We start from the raw sequence: 16,769 nt of genomic DNA on the forward strand, positions 1-16,769 counted from the left end.
TTTTTAGATCGCCCTGCTCAATAAGCAGGGCGATTTTATGTATTGATTAAAAGGGCAAAGGATTAATTATAAACTTCACCTCCGGCCTCTATAAATTCCTGACGTTTCTTTTCTTTTTTTGCAGCCATATCCCGTACATCGCGACTGGCTTTCATAGAGCAGAAATGTTCGCCGCACATGGAGCAAAAGTGTGATTGTTTTGAACCTTCATCAGGAAGGGTTTCATCGTGGTATTTCATTGCTGTCTCCGGATCCAGAGAGATGCAGAATTGATCTTTCCATCGGAATTCGAAACGGGCTTTACTCATGGCATTGTCCCGAACCTGAGCACCAACAATACCTTTTGCCAAATCAGAAGCATGAGCGGCAATCTTGTAGGTAATCACGCCCGTTTTAACATCGTCTTTATTAGGCAATCCCAGATGTTCTTTCGGAGTCACATAGCATAGCATGGCAGTTCCTAACCATCCAATCATGGCACCTCCAATAGCAGATGTTATATGGTCATAACCCGGAGCAATGTCGGTGGTGATAGGGCCTAAGGTATAGAAAGGGGCATTGTGGCAATACTTCTCTTGCAGTTCCATATTCTCCTTGATTTTATGCATGGGTACATGCCCGGGACCTTCAATCATTACCTGAACATCTTTATCCCAGGCGCGTTGACAAAGTTCGCCTAGTGTTTTCAATTCAGCGAACTGAGCCTGGTCGTTGGCATCGGCAATGGAACCAGGACGTAAAGCATCACCTAAAGAGATGGCTATATCGTATTTGGCCAGGATGTCACAAATTTCATCGAAGTGGGTATACAAAAAGCTTTCCTGGTGATGGTACATACACCACTTGGCCATAATGGCACCTCCACGGGACACAATACCTGTGGTACGGTTGATGGTGTGGCGAATATGACGCCAAAGCAGGCCAGCGTGAATGGTAAAGTAATCGACCCCTTGTTCGGCTTGTTCAATCAGTGTTTCACGGAAAATTTCCCAACTTAAATCTTCGGATTTACCTTTTGTTTTTTCAAGAGCCTGATACAAAGGCACCGTTCCTACCGGTACGGGTGAGTTACGAAGAATCCATTCGCGAGTTTGATGAATATTTTCTCCGGTACTCAAATCCATAATGGTATCTGCTCCCCATCGGAAAGCCCAAACGGATTTGTCTACCTCTTTTTCGATACTGGAATCAACCGGCGAGTTTCCGATATTGGCATTGATCTTGGTTAAGAAATTTTTACCAATAATCATAGGTTCACTCTCTGGGTGGTTGATGTTGGCTGGAATAATGGCACGACCACTAGCCACTTCTTCGCGTACAAATTCGGGCGTAATCAGTTTTTCGCCTTTTTGCAGTTGGTCTTCACTTAACCCCTGATTTTCACGAATTGCAACATACTCCATTTCAGGGGTTATAATGCCTCGTTTTGCGAAGTACATTTGGGTTTGGATGATTTCTTTTTTGCGGCTTTCAATCCACGGCTGTCTGATCTTGTCGATACCTTTATTCAGATCGATTTCAATACTTGGATCGGTGAATGGACCTGATGTATCATAAACCGTTAGTGGTGCATTTTCTTCAAGTGTATCATCTGAATTTCGTGTTGGACTTAGCTTAATTTGACGCATGGCAACATTGACGCCGTCCATTTTACCTTTGATATAAATTCTTTCTGAATTTGGGAATCCATCCCTTGATATCAGTTTATTAATGTCTGTTTTATTCATCGTATATTTTTGTTTAGTATTCATTTTTTACTTTTCAGTTATCGGTTTTCAGGATATCACCTTTAAATTTGAATAACTTTATCCTTTACCCTTTTAAACCTTTAGCCTTGTTTTCCAATTTTTAGTTTTTGACTGCTTAAGTCCATAGCGTTATAGAGCAGTAGTTCTCCATCGAGTATCTTGCCAATTCCTGTAATGATTTTAATGGCCTCGGTTGCTTGTATAAGGCCAATTAAACCAGGTACGACAGGAAGTACGCCGATTTTTTTTCCATCTGTAAGAGGAATTTGATCCGGTGCTTCAGGATACAAATCGCTGTATTGAGTTTTAGTTCTGTAGTTAAAAACAGAAACTTGTCCGCCGTATTCAAATACAGAAGCAAAAATCCAGGCTTTGTCAGCTTTTTGTGCCGCACGGCAAATGATGTAGCGGGTTTCAAAGTTGTCACAGGCATCAATAATCAGGTCGTACTTTTTAAATAAGGCAACAGCATTATCCTTTGTTAATCTGTAATTGAAACAGTCAATCGTGATATTTGGGTTCTGTTCTTTCAATTTTTGTGCGCTGACTTCAACTTTATATTGCCCCTCGTCGCTTTCATCATACATGATTTGTCGTTGCAGGTTGCTCACTTCAACGATATCACCATCCATGATGCCTATCCGCCCGACCCCGGTTGAGCAGAGATATTTAAGCAGAGGAGAGGCTAGTCCGCCGGCTCCAATCACAAGAACACTCGCATTCTTTAGTTTGATTTGTGCCTCTTCTCCAAAGTCAGGAAGTATGATCTGGCGTTGGTATCGATCCCGTTCTTTATCGCTTAGTTTATATGTGTCCATAGATTATTTAATTTTCTGTAAAAGTCCAATAATTCAAAAGTCAAAATGGTCATTCATTTATTGTTGTCAGTTTCGAAAATCAGTTTAATGAACTAATCTGTGATATTTTGTGTCATCTGTGGTTTCCAATTCTTTTTACTTTATCCTTGTTCTACTTTTAACCTTATTTTCCCTTGTTACATATACCTGTCCCAGTCCTTCCAAACAGCCTCGTATTTTTTCTCGTGCAACATGCTTTCAATTTCTTGAGGACTTCGTTGATCCGAAACTTCGAATTGTTCCAGGGCTTTGGTGTGTACCGCATAGCCACCAGGTTCTGTTTTTGATCCTGCACTCATGGCTGTTATGCCAAGTTTGAAGACATGATCGCGAAAAGTGGGTGATTCCCGGGTTGAGAGTGAGAGTTCGACTTCCTGATTCAGAATTCTGAAGGCACAAATGACCTGTAATAGCTCCCTGTCAGAGATCGCCATGTTAGGCTGAAAACCTCCTGCATTAGGACGCAAGCGTGGAAAGGAGATTGAATAGCGAGACTGCCAATATGTTTTTTCCAAATAGGATAGATGAAGAGCAGTATGCCAGATATCCGAACGCCAATCTTCTAAGCCGATAAGACAACCCAAACCGATTTTATGAATGCCTGCTTTACCCAGTCTGTCAGGTGTTTCAAGTCGATATTGAAAGTTTGCTTTTTTTCCGGCAGGGTGATAGTTTTTGTAATTTTCCTGGTGATAGGTTTCTTGATAAACGTAAACGGCATGTAATCCTGCTTGTCTCAGTTGCTGATATTCTTCGGTACTCATGGGTTGTACTTCCACCGAAATTTGGGCAAAATGAGGACGCAGTAATTCGATAGCTCCCATCAGGTAGGTAAAACCAGCTTCCTTTTGATGTTCGCCAGTGACTAAAAGGAGGTGTTCGAAGCCCATTTGTTTAATGGCCATAGCTTCTTTTAGAATCTGATCTTCGCTAAGGGTTACGCGTTCAATTTTGTTTTGATGACTGAATCCACAGTACACGCATGAATTTGAACAAGTATTGGAAAGGTATAAGGGGACATAAAGTTGAATGGTTTTACCAAAACGCTGTTGTGTCGCCAGCATACTTTTCTGAGCCATTTGCTCCAAAAAGGGAGCCGCTGCAGGAGAAATCAAAGCCTTGAAGTCTTCCAGTCCACATTGGGTTTGATTAAGAGCATGCAAAACATCTTGCTCCGTTTTAGCATAGATGCTGTCCTTAATTTGTTCCCAGTCGTATTGTTTTAAGGTGTCAAAAAAACTCATGCTTATAAGTTTAGAAATGAGGTTAGAGGACTGCTGGCTTCTGCTTGGTTGAGTTGTGTACCCAGTTTGGCCTCAAAAGCTATTCGACCCGCTTGAACGGCCAGTTTGAACGCTTCAGCCATTTTTATCGGATCATTTGCAACAGCAATAGCCGTATTGACAAGCACAGCATCAGCACCCATCTCCATGGCTTCGGCAGCATGACTGGGTGCCCCAATGCCTGCATCAACTACGACAGGAATGTTTGCCTGTTCAATAATAATCCTAATAAATTCACGTGTAATGAGGCCTTTATTGCTCCCGATTGGTGAACCCAGAGGCATCACGGCAGCAGCACCCGCTTCTTCAAGCTGTTTGGCCAGAATGGGATCGGCCTGCATATAGGGCAGAACGATAAACCCCTTTTTTGCCAACTCTTCACAAGCTTTTAGTGTTTCTATAGTATCAGCAAGTAAATATTTCGGATCGGGATGAATTTCAAGTTTGAGCCAATTGGTTTGCAGGGCTTCTCTTGCCAGTTCTGCCGCAAATACGGCTTCTTTTGCTGTTCGTACGCCAGATGTGTTGGGCAATAATCTAAAACGATTCGGATCGATATGCTTCAGGATATCGTCTTCCGGGTTCTGAATATCCACTCTTCGCAGAGCAGTGGTGACCATTTCGCTGCCAGAGGCAATCAGAGCTTCTTCCATAAGTTGATTGGAACTGAATTTTCCGGTTCCAAGAAAAAGCCGGGAATTAAATTCCTGGCCCGCAATTGTTAGTTGTTGCATAACGGATTTATTAGTTGTTTAAGGTAGTTTGTTGTTGTTGAGATGAGATTTTCACTTGATGTAATGGCTGAGGATAAAGCAATACCATGCAGACCACTTTCCACAAGATCGGAGACGTCTTCAATATTGATTCCGCCGATGGCAACAATAGGCAAATGGATGTTTTCAATTTGGCACTGCTCTATGATTTGCTTGTAGCCCTTGAGCCCTAAAACAGGAGCTAAGTTCTTTTTGGTCTGCGTAAAACGAAAGGGACCCAAGCCGATGTAGTCGACACCTGACTGGTGTAGTTGGCGGATATCATTTATATCATTGGCCGTTCCGCCAATAATGTATTCACGTCCCAATAGTTTTCGGGCTGTGACGGGAGATAGATCAGCCTTACCCAGGTGAACGCCGTGGGCACCGATTTCTTTTACCAGATGTGCATGATCATTTAGGATAAGTTTTGCTTGATACTGATGACATATATCGGCTGCTTGCTTGCCCATTTTTAAAATATCTTCATCTGATTTATTTTTTAGACGAAGTTGAATCCATTTGGCACCTGCCTTGCACACCTGTTGGATTTGTTCCAATTCGTTCAGTTTGGAAAAATCGTTTGTGATGAATTGAAAATCTGAAATTGATGTGTTTTTTATCATCATTTTACTATTTGCTTGAATCTCATAAAAACGTTTGGAGACCAGTTCCGGACTAAGATGATTGCCTTCCCAAATACTTCCCAAAAGCGCACAACCCATAAATCCCAAATCCAAACAATCCTGAATATTTGTTTGGTCTATTCCGCCCAGAGCGATGCAGTTTTTAATTTCAGGATGATCCTGAAATAAAGTTTGGATCTCGTTGGGGTAGAAAGCAGAAGGGTAGCCTTGTTTAGAGATTGAATTGTAAATCGGACTCAAAAAAACATAGTCGTGCGTTTTGTAGTGGTTTAAAACTTCAAGGGGCGTATGGCAGGATCTGCTCCGGCTTATATTTTGACGTTTTATTGGATATTCATCTGTTTGATGGACGCTTTTGAAATGAACTCCTCCCAGATAGAATTCTTCAGCCAGAATATGGTGCTGATGCAGAATCACACGTGAATGGTATTGCTTTGCTAAGCTATGAAGCATGTGCTTTAATTCATTGATTGAAGCATGTGGTTTCCGAACATGTAGCCTCTGAAGTCCCGATTTAAAAAGGGCTTCCCAAAGGCGAACTTCATCCGGAAGGATTTCTTCAGGTGTAATAACTATAGGTGTCATAGGATTTTGAGATTAGTTTTGTTGAATAATAGATTAACCGCCTTGTGTGGCGCGAATCAACAAAACCTTATCATCTTCCTTTATCAGATGTTTATCCCATAGAATTGAGGGGATAATTTCTTGCCCTATGGCAACGGCTATGCCTTTGGGGGATGTATTGAGCTGGCAAAGCAGCTTTGAAATACTTGAGGCATCAGCGATATCGATGCTTTCATCATTTACATAAACCTTCATACGAGTTAGTTTTGTAGTAAATGAGAAGAGGCTTAAGCCAATGCTTGATATTCCTACGTCGGTATGATCCGAATCAGGTTATGAGGGTGTGATCTCAGCCCATAGGGCACCCCTTATCAATTACTATATTCAAAAAAAAATGTGTGTTTTACAGAAGGCTGGTAAACTGAAATCAGAATGATATTAACTCCCTTCGTCGGCATTATCCGCATCAGGTTCTTAAGGGTATAATCTCAGCCTGTTTTAATACCGATTAGCAATCAGCTAGGTTTACTTTTGCTTTAAACTCAAGTTACTTGTCTGATTGTCTATCGGAATTATACCATAAAAAAAGTGAATTAAATATCACAAGTTTAAATGAAATGGTATAAGGCACCCCCGTAAAACGTTGTCAAATGTATGGAAATATTTTAATAATAAAAGCCTAAACGGACTTCGTTCCGTATTATTTTTTTGAAGAGTCAGAAGAGGGAGATGTTTTCTTTTTAATTTGAGTAAGCTCCATTTTACGGATTCGGGCACGAATAGCCCCTTTGGTTCTGTTTAATTTGATAGCGATTTCTGAAACCGGGACACCATCGAAAAAAAGGTTAATCATGTCATCATCATCTTTTCTACTCCATGGCTTGTAGGCTTCCTTATTTTCTTTTTTTATTTGCTTGATCTTATTAAAGTCGTCCTGATTCATTTTGTTTTTTTTTATGTGATTATCTGGATTCCGATTGTAAAGATAGTTAGAAGTATTTAGTTTAAAACTTTGGATTGTTCCAGGCTTAATAAAAGCTTTGATGATAAATATAAAAGGAGTTTTTTGTCTTGTATTATGTTGTTAATGAATTGTTATCTTCTTTGGAGATATGTTTACTAAATTATAAATTTGATGTTCAATAAATGAAACAATAAATATTTAAACCTAAATCCTAAAATTGATGAAGTATCTAAGTTTATTAGCCCTGGTCCTGGTGTTTATGTCATGTAATTCAACGCAGTCTGGTTCGAAAAAACAGAATGCAGAGCAACAAGTTATCAGTCAGGTGAAATCAGCAACACTCAGTATCGATCAATTAATGACGGTGGCTGCAGATAAGGTCGGACAAGAGGTTTGTTTCAAAGGTTTGGTCAATCATGTGTGTGCCCATTCCGGAAAACGATGTATTTTGAAAAATGCGGAGGGAAATTTGTCTATCCGAGTTGAAGCGACGGGAGATCTTGAAGGTTTTAATAAGGAAATCGCGGGTAATGATTTGGTGGTGACCGGTATTCTTCGTGAGAAAAGATTAGCCACGAGTGAAATTGATGAGTGGGAAATGCAAGTGAAAGAAAAGTCTAAAAGTGAAGAAGGCGGGAAGCATTGCAGTTCAGAGATGGCAAACATTAAGGAAATGCGCGATTGGATGAAAGCCAACAACAAAGATTATTATGCCATTTATTATGTAGACGGAACAGATTATGAAGTTGTGGAGTAAGAAAGCTATACGTAAGTGGTTAAGACTGACTCATCGTTATCTGGGGTATTTCTTTGTGGGAATCACTCTTATTTATGCCATATCGGGCATTATCCTGAATCATAAAAAAAAGGGTGAAGATCCGGCTTATAAAACCGAATATATCAGTTATCAATTAAGCTCCGGTCTTAGTCCGAATCAAGTGACAGCGTATTGGAATGAGAATATATCGGATTATGCTTTAAACAGAATTATACCCGAATCCGAATCATACAACCTCTACTTAAAGGGTGGTTTGGGAACCTACAACCCGATGACCGGGGAGTTAAATTTTGAGGTTTATCAGAAGAAACTATGGGTGTTTTTCATTAATAAGCTGCATTACAATAGTAAATTAGGATGGACACTAATGGCCGATATATTTGCCATTGCCATGCTCATATTTGCTCTTTCAGGCATGTTGATGGTGCCAGGTAAAAAAGGCATTCGTGGAATAGGGAAATGGCTTATTGCCATTGGTATTGTTTTGCCATTCCTGTTCTTCTTGTAATTAATGACAGACAATTTGAGAAAAGCTTATCAAAGGCAAATTGCTTTTGATGAGCTTTTTGTATTAAGATTAATAGGTGTTTGTTATTTTGATTGAATTTAAATTAGGTCTGTCCGATTTTATTGAATAGCTGATTATTTCTTTAATGTGTGAAATGTCTACACCCTGTTTTGTTCTTATTGCTTTGTGTTTGATTGTTTTATGATGTGTTTTTAATTAACTTCAATATGCGTTTAAGATTACATAATACATTGGTTTGGTATTTCTCTTATGTCATTATTTTGTTTTAAAGCCTGGCATAACAGATGTCCACTCATAAGTAAACTTGTAATTCTTGAATCTGTTAGAAGGAACAAGAAGCTCATTGGTCTTATGTGTCTGATAAGTTTAATTGGGTTTCGATTTATTCATTAATCAAATTCATTAAAATGGTTACAGAAGAACAAATTACCACATGTAAAGCGCAGGTTGCTGCAATTCCTGATGAAAAAATTGTAGTGCCCAACATGCCATGCAATGTTTACCTTGCCGAAACTGAAACCCTTGAAACCTGGGCCATGCAGGATAAAGAAAAGCTGGCTACGGCTGGCGTTAGCGAAGAACGAATTGCTGAAATAGCTGTGCGGGCCACAGTCCTTCGGCAATACCAAGCCGATTGGATTATTGTGCGCCGAACCGGTAAAGACGCCGAAAAAGAGTGGAAGGCCTTTGCTACGGGCGCTTACGATTTATGTAGCGAAATGAAACATGCCTTTAAATATGCATTCAGAAATGAGCCCGAGCTTTTGAGACGTGTGGATGAGATTGCTGAAGGCACAGGTGATGCTGATATGATTCAGGATTTAAAAACCTATTCGAAATTAGGTCTAAAACATCAGGATTTGCTTACACCTATTGGTTTTGATGTAGCCAAGTTGGATGCGGCAAGTACGATGTCGGATGAAGGGGCTAATTTGCTGGCTGAGGCCAATGGGAGCAAGTTAAAAGGCAATGTGCAGAAGGTTGCTCGCGACAAAGCTTATACTCACCTAAAAGAAGTGGTGGATGAAGTTCGCGCCTGTGGCAAATACCTTTTCTGGAAAGACAAAAAACGTTTGGTAGGCTACGAAAGTTCTCATTGGAAGAGCCAAAATGCCAGACGCAAAAAAGATGAAATAGAAGAAGTTATCGTTGATTAATATAAAGCTCAATTAAAAGAACTCTGCGTAAGCGGAGTTTTTTTTACGCCTAAAATTAAATGATCATGTTCCCATATTGATGGTCATGTTCATTTTTTAGCCTCACATGTTACTATTTTTCTGGTCATGTCAATATTTTACTTTTCATGTTACTTATTTAATGCCCATGTTCAACATAACGACCGAAAACCCAACATGGCAGCTTATTTTACGACATGAGTACATAAAATATGACATGGTAAGTCTGTTGTTAACATGACGGCCTTAAAGTTGACATGGGAGCTTTTGTTTTAACATGGGGAGGAATAACTGAACTTTTGTACTAAGTGATATACAAGGATTCTATTTCTGAAATCAATTGTTGGCTGTGTTAAGTATTAGTTGTCTGGTAGTTATCAATTTTGTAACTTGTTGGGACTTTGATTTATATTTCGATAATTAGGTTGTTTTTTCGAGAGATAAAAATGCTTGAACATTATTATATATCAGTTAAACTATCGCATGATAATAGATGTGAAACTTAATAAAACTGGAATCATGAAGAAACTCTTACTCGTGTCGATTATTGTAATCTTTTACTGTTGTAGCAAAGAAGATAGTACTTCTAAGATGGAAAATTTAGTCGTTTATTCTTACTATACTACAGCAATAGGTGAATATCCATATGATAATTTGTATCCTGCCTCAGATGGTCCGATAACATCAGCTGATTTTTATTTTTTCAATGCAAAAGATATTGTTGTTCCTATACAAAAGGATATTATAACAATTGATAATCTTACTGATTATTCCGATTATAAATCAGAGGTGGTTGGTCTTTTAGAAACTCAAGGGAAGTTGAAGCTATCCAATGGTTCAGTTGTTAATTCTATACAGATCGATATTCGCAATTTAGATAATGGTACGTATAAAAGAGGTTATGCGAGTACAGTAGTAGATGCTCATAATGATGATGAATGGAATGATGTTCTGACTAAAAATGCGATATCCTTATCTATAGGAGAATATTTGGTGGTAGTTATACATGGTGGTCATCCCTATTATTGTAGTGAAGGCTATTCCTATAAAACAATCACTATTACCAAAGATATGCCAACTTCAGATAGGTATATAACTATTGTTTTTCCATGGGACATGCATTATAAAGGGTATTTCGATTGGATCGATAATGATGGCTTTTATAATTAAGAAATTCTATACTGTATTAATAGAGGAGTAATATAATTGATGTTTAATTAAAAGAATTGTAGATATGAACTCGAGTTGTCAAGATATGTGGGAAACTTATTCAATTGAAATTGAAAAGTTAGAAATCCTACGAACTCAATGGTATAAACATATTACTCTTTTGGTTTCAAGTTTATTTGGAATACTAATCTCTTTAAGCCCTCTTGTTAATGAGGAGAGAAGTTCGGTTATAATATTTGTTATAGCATTAACCCTTTTAGGATTAACAATACTTTGTTTTTTGTTGAAATTATTTGGACAGATATTGACAATAAAAAAAGCAATATTGCGATACCACGATGAAGCTTCTGAGGCAATTAAAAAAGGAAAACTTCTTCCTAATGTTTTGGTTGAAGAGAGCAAGCTTTTTATTCGTGTTGAATATTTTGGATACCTGACATTTCTTGGTTCGATTTTTATGTTGATATTATTTTTGTGGCTTACCTATCTATAGGGGATTATTGATTCTCTTTTATAATAAATGAACGAATAATTATTTTTAGTATGATTTTTTACAAAATGTTGGATATAAATTAAGAATGGTAATTATAATCTTAAAAAGGATAATATTATGATAACAATATTATTAAATCTTCTTTTTGTGTTTTCATTATTTGTTAATGGTTATTCTCAAAAGTATAACCTACCAATAGACTCAAATGGAAATATTGTCTTCAAAGAGGTAATTAATAGTAATCTGTCAAAAAGCAAGCTCTATTCAAACGCCCAGGAATGGATTGCAAAAACATTTGGGGATTATAAAAAAGTGATTCAATTCGAAGACGAAGTGAATGGAAAATTAATATTGAAAGGGGTAAATAATGTTAAGCATTTTGTTGAAGTGCATATAGCTGGAATTCATATAATAAATAGAGAAACAATTAAGTTTACATTAACCATTGAGTGTAAAGAAAATAGATACAGATATATAATGGATAATATTGTTGTGTCCTTACATAATGATGGAGAGACTTGGGACAGTTCAATTTTTGAAAGAATAAATGATATTAAATCGTCAAAAAATAAGATTGAAAGACTTAATCAAGAATTGGAGGATTTAAAAAAGATAGACACATCGTCTTATAAAAGAAAGCAGTTGAAAAGGTACCACTGCGATGTGAGCAATATAGAGAAACAAATAAAATACGCAACTTCAGGGATAGAAAGCAATACTAAATTTATTGATTCTGAATTGGAGGCAATAAACACAATATTACCATCACTTAAAATTGCAATGTCAAAAAAAGATGATTTCTAATAAGGGAATATATTCATGCTTTGTAGGTGTCTGCAAACCAATAATCCTGGATAAATGAAATATGTCAGACAAATTTAAAGGACAATACAGAATAGAATCTGCTCGTTTGCAAAATTGGGATTATTCGAATGCCGGCATGTATTTTATAACTATCTGTACGGCGAATCGGGAGCCTTTTTTTGGAAATATCAGGAATGGGCTGATGCAATTGTCTGAAATAGGGAAATTGGCTGAAATATATTGGCATGAAATCCCATTGCATTTTCCATTTGCAGCCATCGATGAATTTGTTGTGATGCCCGACCATATTCATGGTATTATCATTATCAGTAAGCAGGATGATAATGGATTGTGTTCTGATAGAGACGCGATTAATCGCGTCTGTACGGATGTAGGAGGCGTTACAGGCATTAAAAATCCGATGTTATCGGATAATTTATCGAGAATCGTCAGATGGTATAAAGGCCGAGTATCGTTTGAATCGAGAAAAATTCATGTCGATTTCATGTGGCAATCGCGATTTTATGATCATATCATTCGAAATGATGAAGCCCTGCAAAGAATCAGAAATTATATTCGAAATAATCCGTTAAAATGGTCGGGAAATCAGCAAGGCGATTAATCGCGTTTGTAATGGATCAGCATATAAAAAAAACAGCCAGCTCGATAGGTCGAACTGGCTGTTTTTTCTTGTGTGCGCAGGGCACGATCATATGGGGATTTAGGTTATTTCTGAAACGAGGTACGAATATAGTACAATATTTTAAATAACCTAGTTTTTTGTTAAACAATTCCGGAGAATCCCATAAAGGCCATTGCAAGTAAACCTGCTACAATTAGCGCTGCGGGTGTTCCTTTCATTCCTTTAGGCAGATCAATTAGATCCAGATGTTCGCGAATACCGGCAAATAATACAAGAGCTAAACCAAAACCAATGGCAGTTGCCCCTGAGAATACAACGGCTTCTAAAAGGTTGTAATCTTTCTGAATGGTCATGATGGCTACACCCAAAATGGCACAGTTTGTTGTGATCAGCGGAAGAAATACACCCAAAGCCTGATAGAGTGGAGGACTTACTTTTTTAAGGATGATCTCAACCAATTGCACCAATGCCGCAATAATCAAAATAAAGGTGATGGTTTGCATAAAACCGATACCAAAGGCATCCAATACAAATTTTTGAATCAGGTAAGTCACGATAGTCGCCAATATCATAACAAAGGTTACGGCTCCTGTCATCCCTACGGCTGTTGATATTTTTTTCGATACCCCAAGGAATGGACAAATTCCAAGGAATTGTGCCAATACAACGTTATTAACGAATATGGCTGATATAATAATTAAAATATATTCCATGATTAGTTCTCCTTAAGCTTTTCTTAATCGGTTAATAATTGCAATCAGATAACCCAATGCCAGGAAAGCACCTGGTGCCAGGACAAATACTAGCATGCCATAATTTTCGTTGAATATGCTGATGCCGAAAACTTTTCCGCTACCCAACAATTCACGAACCGATCCTAAAATTGTTAATGCCATAGCGAACCCCAGTCCCATTCCTGCACCATCGATAATAGAAGGTATAATCTTGTTTTTTGAAGCAAAGGCTTCTGCACGTCCCAATACAATACAGTTTACTACAATCAGAGGAATAAACACACCCAATTGTTCGTGTAGAGCTGGTACGAAACCTGCCATTACCAAATCAACCATGGTAACAAAAGAGGCGATGATAACTATAAAAGAAGGAATCTTCACCTTATCTGGAATTTGATTACTTACTAAAGAGATAACTAAATTCGACATGATAAGAACGAAAGTTGTTGCCAAGCCCATTCCCATACCATTGATTGCCGATGAGGTGACACCCAATGTAGGACACATTCCAAGCAGCAGTACAAATACTGCATTCTCTTTGAAAAATCCTTTTGAAAAATTCTGCCAGTTATTCATGACTTGTGTCCTCCTTCGTTTTGGTTTTCATATACTCGTTGTAACCCTTTTGTACGGCATCCAGAAATGCACGAGAGCTGATGGTTGCTGCTGTAATCGCATCAATATCTCCACCGTCTTTGCTCACAGTAAATTTTGTTGTGCCGGGGTTTTTATTGATAATACTGCTTTTTTGTTTGGCAGGATCTGTTGGCTTAAACCAAGTTCCCATTTTTGTACCCAAACCAGGTGTTTCCTTGTGTTCTAGTACCGAATAGTTATTAATTGTACCATCGGGTAGGAAACCGACCATAACCCAAACATAGCCAGCGAAACCTTGTGTAGTATAGGTTTTAACGGCTGTTCCAACCAGCTTACCCTCTTTAGTAGCAGGATAGAATTCCAGTTTATCGCCACCAGGCATCTCTACTTCAGACATTTCGTCGCTAGGGTTGTTGTCGAAAGCAGGAACAACTTCTTTAATTGCTTTTAATTTTTTTGCCAGCTTAGCTGCGGCAATTGGTTCTTTGGTTAGTTCGTATAGTCCACCCAAAGCAGCTGATGCTACCAGTGTTATTATAAACAACACCAGAACCATATTTGTAAATGTAGATTCTTTTTTACCAGCCATGATTATTTCCTTTTTTCGCCGAAACGCTTAGGTTTAACAGATACATTAATTAGTGGTACAAATCCATTCATAATAAGAATTGCGAATGATACCCCTTCCGGGTAAGCTCCGAATACACGAATCACAACGGTTAGAATACCAATACCAATACCGTAGATGATCATCCCTTTGTTTGACATAGGCGAGGTCACATAATCGGTTGCCATAAAAATAGCTCCTAATAATAAACCACCTGTTAGGATATGAAAAGCCGGACCTGCGTAGGCCTCAGGATTTGATAAGTTTAAAATTCCTGAGAAGATTGCTACAGTTGCAATGACTGAAACAGGAATATGCCAAGTGATGATTTTTTTAACCAACATGTAGATTAGCCCAAGGACAAGTGCTGCTCCGGCAACTTCCCCTAGTGAACCACCCATGTTTCCAAGGAACATATCCATACTGGATGGTAGTTTTGCCATCAAATCAGTTAATGAATCCCCTTTGTTTAAACCTTCTTTGATGATTGCTAAAGGTGTTGCACCTGTAGCAGCATCGAAATAGGAGGTTTCAAAACCAAGAGCTTTAGGCCAGGATGTCATCTGAACAGGGAAGGAGATTAATAGGAAAACACGTCCCACAAGTGCAGGGTTGAATACGTTGTTTCCCAATCCTCCAAAGGTCATTTTACCTACGCCAATTGCAACCAATGCACCAATAATAATGATCCAGATTGGAAGGTTGGCTGGCATGTTAAAGGCCAGAAGAATACCTGTGATTAAAGCAGAACCATCTTTAATAGTAGGTTCTACATTAAGTAAATATTTTTGGATTAAGAATTCGAATAGGTAGCATGATGCAACGGCAGTAAGGGTTACAACAAGGGCACCCATTCCAAAGTAATAGAAGGATAATAATAGAGCCGGAAGCATCGCGAAAACCACACCATACATGTTTTTTTGTATGGAATCGCCACTGTGTATGTGTGGCGATGGAGCGACAAGTACTTTGGTGTTCATATATTTTAAAAATTAAAAGGTTTAAAGTATAAAGGTTAAAGTGAAAAAGTTTTAAAATAAAGGAATTGAAGGGTGATATGTTTTAACCTTTCTGTCCTTTATCCTTTAACCTTATTTTCTACTTCGCATGATTTGACCAACTTTCCCTTTCCCCAAGCGGATGTAATCCAACAGTGGTCGGGTTGCAGGACATGTGAAACTACAAGAACCACACTCAATACAGTCCATTATGGCATCTTTTTCAAGTCTCTCGTATTCTTTTTTGTCAGCCAAAACCATAAGCAGATAGGGCTCCAATCCCATAGGACATACTGAAACACATTTCCCGCAACGGATACAGGCTTTGGTAGCTTTACGCGCTGTTTCTTCCTGAGCTAATAAGAGTAAACCCGAGCTTCCTTTGGTTAAAGGGACATCAATACTAACCAATGCTTTTCCCATCATTGGACCCCCACCAACAATTTTAGCCGTATCTTCGGGTAAGCCACCAGCTGCTTCAATAATGTCGCTAACAGGTGTTCCAACTCGGAATTTCCAGTTTGATGGATTTTTTAATGATTTACCAGTGATGGTTGCCACACGTTCGAACAAGGGCTTGTTCTTTTGAACAGCTTCGTAAACGGCAAATGCAGTTCCTACGTTTTGGACTACGGCACCCACTTCAATTGGAAGGGCTCCTGAAGGCACTTCACGGTTCATGGTCGCAGAAATCAATTGTTTTTCACCACCCTGTGGGTATTGTGTTTTTAAAGGACAAACCTCAATACCTGAATATTTTGTTGCTACTTGAGTCATGTGAGCGATGGCATCGGGCTTGTTGTTTTCAATACCGATGATGGCTTTTTTAACATCAAGCGCTTTCATTAGAATCTCGGTTCCAACCATAATTTCATCCGCTTTTTCAAGCATCACTCTGTGGTCAGAAGTTAAATAAGGCTCACACTCAACCGCATTGATAATAAGAACCTCAGCTGTTTTGCCAGGAGGTACTGATAGTTTCACATGAGCAGGGAAGGTTGCACCACCAAGGCCAACAATACCTGCATCACCAACACGTTTGATAATTTCTTCTTTGGTGAGAGCAATTTCTGTTACTAAATCTTCGCTTCTGTCGATGTGCTCCAACCATTCGTCGCCTTCTACCTTAATGATGATAGATGTACGACGGAATCCTGTAGCATCCATAACATCGTCAACCTTAAATACCGTTCCCGATACTGAAGAGTGAATGTTGGCAGATACAAAACCTGACGCTTGAGCAATAACTTGACCCACTTTAACCACATCACCTTTTTTGACAATGGCTTTGGCAGGTGCACCAATATGTTGAGCAATTGGAATCGTCGCTATTTGGGGAATTGGCAATTCTTGGATTGCACTGTTGGCAGAAAGTTTATTTTCTTCCGGATGAATACCCCCTATTGAAAATGTTTTTAACACTGAT

The 16,769-nt window shown here is 38.6% G+C and carries 19 protein-coding genes and 1 riboswitch; of the genes, 7 read left to right on the forward strand and 12 right to left on the reverse strand.

The features are described 5' to 3' along the window. Nucleotides 1–62: 62 nt before the first annotated feature. The 7 genes from thiC to EV201_RS12435 form a co-directional block, all read right to left on the reverse strand. Complete coding sequence (gene thiC, locus EV201_RS12405; protein ID WP_130308135.1) at nucleotides 63–1,727, reverse strand: phosphomethylpyrimidine synthase ThiC; 1,665 nt, start codon at nucleotides 1,725–1,727, stop codon at nucleotides 63–65. A 101-nt stretch (nucleotides 1,728–1,828) separates the two neighbouring features. Then, nucleotides 1,829–2,566, reverse strand: a complete 738-nt coding sequence (locus EV201_RS12410; protein WP_130307965.1) for a HesA/MoeB/ThiF family protein — start codon at nucleotides 2,564–2,566, stop codon at nucleotides 1,829–1,831. Nucleotides 2,567–2,742: 176 nt separating this feature from the next. Beyond that, a complete protein-coding gene (gene thiH / locus EV201_RS12415) occupies nucleotides 2,743–3,849 on the reverse strand; it encodes a 2-iminoacetate synthase ThiH (protein WP_130307966.1) in 1,107 nt (368 codons plus the stop codon). Between the two features lie 2 nt (nucleotides 3,850–3,851). Beyond that, nucleotides 3,852–4,622: a thiazole synthase gene (locus EV201_RS12420; RefSeq protein ID WP_130307967.1), complete on the reverse strand. Its 771-nt coding sequence runs from the start codon at nucleotides 4,620–4,622 to the stop codon at nucleotides 3,852–3,854. Beyond that, nucleotides 4,610–5,872, reverse strand: coding sequence for a thiamine phosphate synthase (locus EV201_RS12425; protein ID WP_130307968.1), 1,263 nt, complete (start codon nucleotides 5,870–5,872; stop codon nucleotides 4,610–4,612). Before EV201_RS12425 ends, EV201_RS12420 begins: the two co-directional genes overlap by 13 nt. Before the next feature lie 33 nt (nucleotides 5,873–5,905). Continuing rightward, nucleotides 5,906–6,106 carry a sulfur carrier protein ThiS gene (gene thiS / locus EV201_RS12430; RefSeq protein ID WP_130307969.1) on the reverse strand — a complete coding sequence of 67 codons (201 nt, stop codon included), beginning with the start codon at nucleotides 6,104–6,106 and terminating at the stop codon, nucleotides 5,906–5,908. A gap of 33 nt (nucleotides 6,107–6,139) precedes the next feature. Then, nucleotides 6,140–6,230, reverse strand: a riboswitch (TPP riboswitch). Between the two features lie 321 nt (nucleotides 6,231–6,551). Then, nucleotides 6,552–6,794: a hypothetical protein gene (locus EV201_RS12435; protein WP_130307970.1), complete on the reverse strand. Its 243-nt coding sequence runs from the start codon at nucleotides 6,792–6,794 to the stop codon at nucleotides 6,552–6,554. Between the two features lie 241 nt (nucleotides 6,795–7,035). Between EV201_RS12435 and EV201_RS12440 the strand changes: the two genes are divergently transcribed. The 7 genes from EV201_RS12440 to EV201_RS12470 all read left to right on the forward strand — a co-directional run bounded on the left by EV201_RS12440 (nucleotide 7,036) and on the right by EV201_RS12470 (nucleotide 12,386). Further along, nucleotides 7,036–7,572: a hypothetical protein gene (locus EV201_RS12440; protein WP_130307971.1), complete on the forward strand. Its 537-nt coding sequence runs from the start codon at nucleotides 7,036–7,038 to the stop codon at nucleotides 7,570–7,572. Next, a complete protein-coding gene (locus tag EV201_RS12445) occupies nucleotides 7,556–8,101 on the forward strand; it encodes a PepSY-associated TM helix domain-containing protein (RefSeq protein WP_130307972.1) in 546 nt (181 codons plus the stop codon). Before EV201_RS12440 ends, EV201_RS12445 begins: the two co-directional genes overlap by 17 nt. A 428-nt stretch (nucleotides 8,102–8,529) precedes the next feature. After that, nucleotides 8,530–9,279: a hypothetical protein gene (locus tag EV201_RS12450; RefSeq protein ID WP_130307973.1), complete on the forward strand. Its 750-nt coding sequence runs from the start codon at nucleotides 8,530–8,532 to the stop codon at nucleotides 9,277–9,279. 537 nt (nucleotides 9,280–9,816) lie between these two features. Then, nucleotides 9,817–10,467, forward strand: a complete 651-nt coding sequence (locus EV201_RS12455; RefSeq protein WP_130307974.1) for a hypothetical protein — start codon at nucleotides 9,817–9,819, stop codon at nucleotides 10,465–10,467. 85 nt (nucleotides 10,468–10,552) lie between these two features. Continuing rightward, nucleotides 10,553–10,960 carry a hypothetical protein gene (locus tag EV201_RS12460; protein ID WP_130307975.1) on the forward strand — a complete coding sequence of 136 codons (408 nt, stop codon included), beginning with the start codon at nucleotides 10,553–10,555 and terminating at the stop codon, nucleotides 10,958–10,960. 117 nt (nucleotides 10,961–11,077) lie between these two features. Further along, the gene (locus EV201_RS12465) at nucleotides 11,078–11,764 is read left to right on the forward strand and encodes a DUF4468 domain-containing protein (protein ID WP_130307976.1); all 687 of its coding nucleotides are present in this window, start codon (nucleotides 11,078–11,080) and stop codon (nucleotides 11,762–11,764) included. A gap of 61 nt (nucleotides 11,765–11,825) precedes the next feature. Beyond that, nucleotides 11,826–12,386, forward strand: coding sequence for a transposase (locus EV201_RS12470; RefSeq protein ID WP_130307977.1), 561 nt, complete (start codon nucleotides 11,826–11,828; stop codon nucleotides 12,384–12,386). Nucleotides 12,387–12,547: 161 nt separating this feature from the next. Here the strand turns inward: EV201_RS12470 and EV201_RS12475 are convergent, their stop codons facing one another. The 5 genes from EV201_RS12475 to rsxC all read right to left on the reverse strand — a co-directional run bounded on the left by EV201_RS12475 (nucleotide 12,548) and on the right by rsxC (nucleotide 16,765). Beyond that, a complete protein-coding gene (locus tag EV201_RS12475; RefSeq protein WP_129253374.1) occupies nucleotides 12,548–13,120 on the reverse strand; it encodes an electron transport complex protein RnfA in 573 nt (190 codons plus the stop codon). 12 nt (nucleotides 13,121–13,132) lie between these two features. Further along, nucleotides 13,133–13,717 carry an RnfABCDGE type electron transport complex subunit E gene (locus tag EV201_RS12480; protein WP_130307978.1) on the reverse strand — a complete coding sequence of 195 codons (585 nt, stop codon included), beginning with the start codon at nucleotides 13,715–13,717 and terminating at the stop codon, nucleotides 13,133–13,135. Continuing rightward, nucleotides 13,710–14,327: an RnfABCDGE type electron transport complex subunit G gene (locus EV201_RS12485; RefSeq protein ID WP_130307979.1), complete on the reverse strand. Its 618-nt coding sequence runs from the start codon at nucleotides 14,325–14,327 to the stop codon at nucleotides 13,710–13,712. The genes EV201_RS12480 and EV201_RS12485 overlap by 8 nt, the downstream gene beginning before the upstream one ends. 2 nt (nucleotides 14,328–14,329) lie before the next feature. Further along, nucleotides 14,330–15,325, reverse strand: a complete 996-nt coding sequence (locus tag EV201_RS12490; RefSeq protein ID WP_130307980.1) for an RnfABCDGE type electron transport complex subunit D — start codon at nucleotides 15,323–15,325, stop codon at nucleotides 14,330–14,332. 111 nt (nucleotides 15,326–15,436) lie between these two features. Further along, nucleotides 15,437–16,765, reverse strand: coding sequence for an electron transport complex subunit RsxC (gene rsxC, locus EV201_RS12495; protein ID WP_130307981.1), 1,329 nt, complete (start codon nucleotides 16,763–16,765; stop codon nucleotides 15,437–15,439). Nucleotides 16,766–16,769 lie beyond the last annotated feature (4 nt).

This window comes from Ancylomarina subtilis, from assembly GCF_004217115.1.
GTDB classification, from domain to species: Bacteria; Bacteroidota; Bacteroidia; order Bacteroidales; family Marinifilaceae; genus Ancylomarina; species Ancylomarina subtilis.

What these genes read in the sequence shown, in the direction of transcription:
- EV201_RS12440 (WP_130307971.1), top strand. Translation starts at nt 7,036, where the DNA reads ATGAAGTATCTAAGTTTATTAGCCCTGGTCCTGGTGTTTATGTCATGT.
- EV201_RS12455 (WP_130307974.1), top strand. Translation starts at nt 9,817, where the DNA reads ATGAAGAAACTCTTACTCGTGTCGATTATTGTAATCTTTTACTGTTGT.
- EV201_RS12410 (WP_130307965.1), bottom strand. Translation starts at nt 2,566, where the DNA reads ATGGACACATATAAACTAAGCGATAAAGAACGGGATCGATACCAACGC.
- EV201_RS12435 (WP_130307970.1), bottom strand. Translation starts at nt 6,794, where the DNA reads ATGAATCAGGACGACTTTAATAAGATCAAGCAAATAAAAAAAGAAAAT.
- EV201_RS12465 (WP_130307976.1), top strand. Translation starts at nt 11,078, where the DNA reads ATGATAACAATATTATTAAATCTTCTTTTTGTGTTTTCATTATTTGTT.
- EV201_RS12420 (WP_130307967.1), bottom strand. Translation starts at nt 4,622, where the DNA reads ATGCAACAACTAACAATTGCGGGCCAGGAATTTAATTCCCGGCTTTTT.
- EV201_RS12475 (WP_129253374.1), bottom strand. Translation starts at nt 13,120, where the DNA reads ATGGAATATATTTTAATTATTATATCAGCCATATTCGTTAATAACGTT.
- thiH (WP_130307966.1), bottom strand. Translation starts at nt 3,849, where the DNA reads ATGAGTTTTTTTGACACCTTAAAACAATACGACTGGGAACAAATTAAG.
- thiS (WP_130307969.1), bottom strand. Translation starts at nt 6,106, where the DNA reads ATGAAGGTTTATGTAAATGATGAAAGCATCGATATCGCTGATGCCTCA.
- EV201_RS12425 (WP_130307968.1), bottom strand. Translation starts at nt 5,872, where the DNA reads ATGACACCTATAGTTATTACACCTGAAGAAATCCTTCCGGATGAAGTT.
- EV201_RS12470 (WP_130307977.1), top strand. Translation starts at nt 11,826, where the DNA reads ATGTCAGACAAATTTAAAGGACAATACAGAATAGAATCTGCTCGTTTG.
- EV201_RS12460 (WP_130307975.1), top strand. Translation starts at nt 10,553, where the DNA reads ATGTGGGAAACTTATTCAATTGAAATTGAAAAGTTAGAAATCCTACGA.
- EV201_RS12445 (WP_130307972.1), top strand. Translation starts at nt 7,556, where the DNA reads ATGAAGTTGTGGAGTAAGAAAGCTATACGTAAGTGGTTAAGACTGACT.
- thiC (WP_130308135.1), bottom strand. Translation starts at nt 1,727, where the DNA reads ATGAATAAAACAGACATTAATAAACTGATATCAAGGGATGGATTCCCA.
- EV201_RS12490 (WP_130307980.1), bottom strand. Translation starts at nt 15,325, where the DNA reads ATGAACACCAAAGTACTTGTCGCTCCATCGCCACACATACACAGTGGC.
- EV201_RS12485 (WP_130307979.1), bottom strand. Translation starts at nt 14,327, where the DNA reads ATGGCTGGTAAAAAAGAATCTACATTTACAAATATGGTTCTGGTGTTG.
- EV201_RS12450 (WP_130307973.1), top strand. Translation starts at nt 8,530, where the DNA reads ATGGTTACAGAAGAACAAATTACCACATGTAAAGCGCAGGTTGCTGCA.
- EV201_RS12480 (WP_130307978.1), bottom strand. Translation starts at nt 13,717, where the DNA reads ATGAATAACTGGCAGAATTTTTCAAAAGGATTTTTCAAAGAGAATGCA.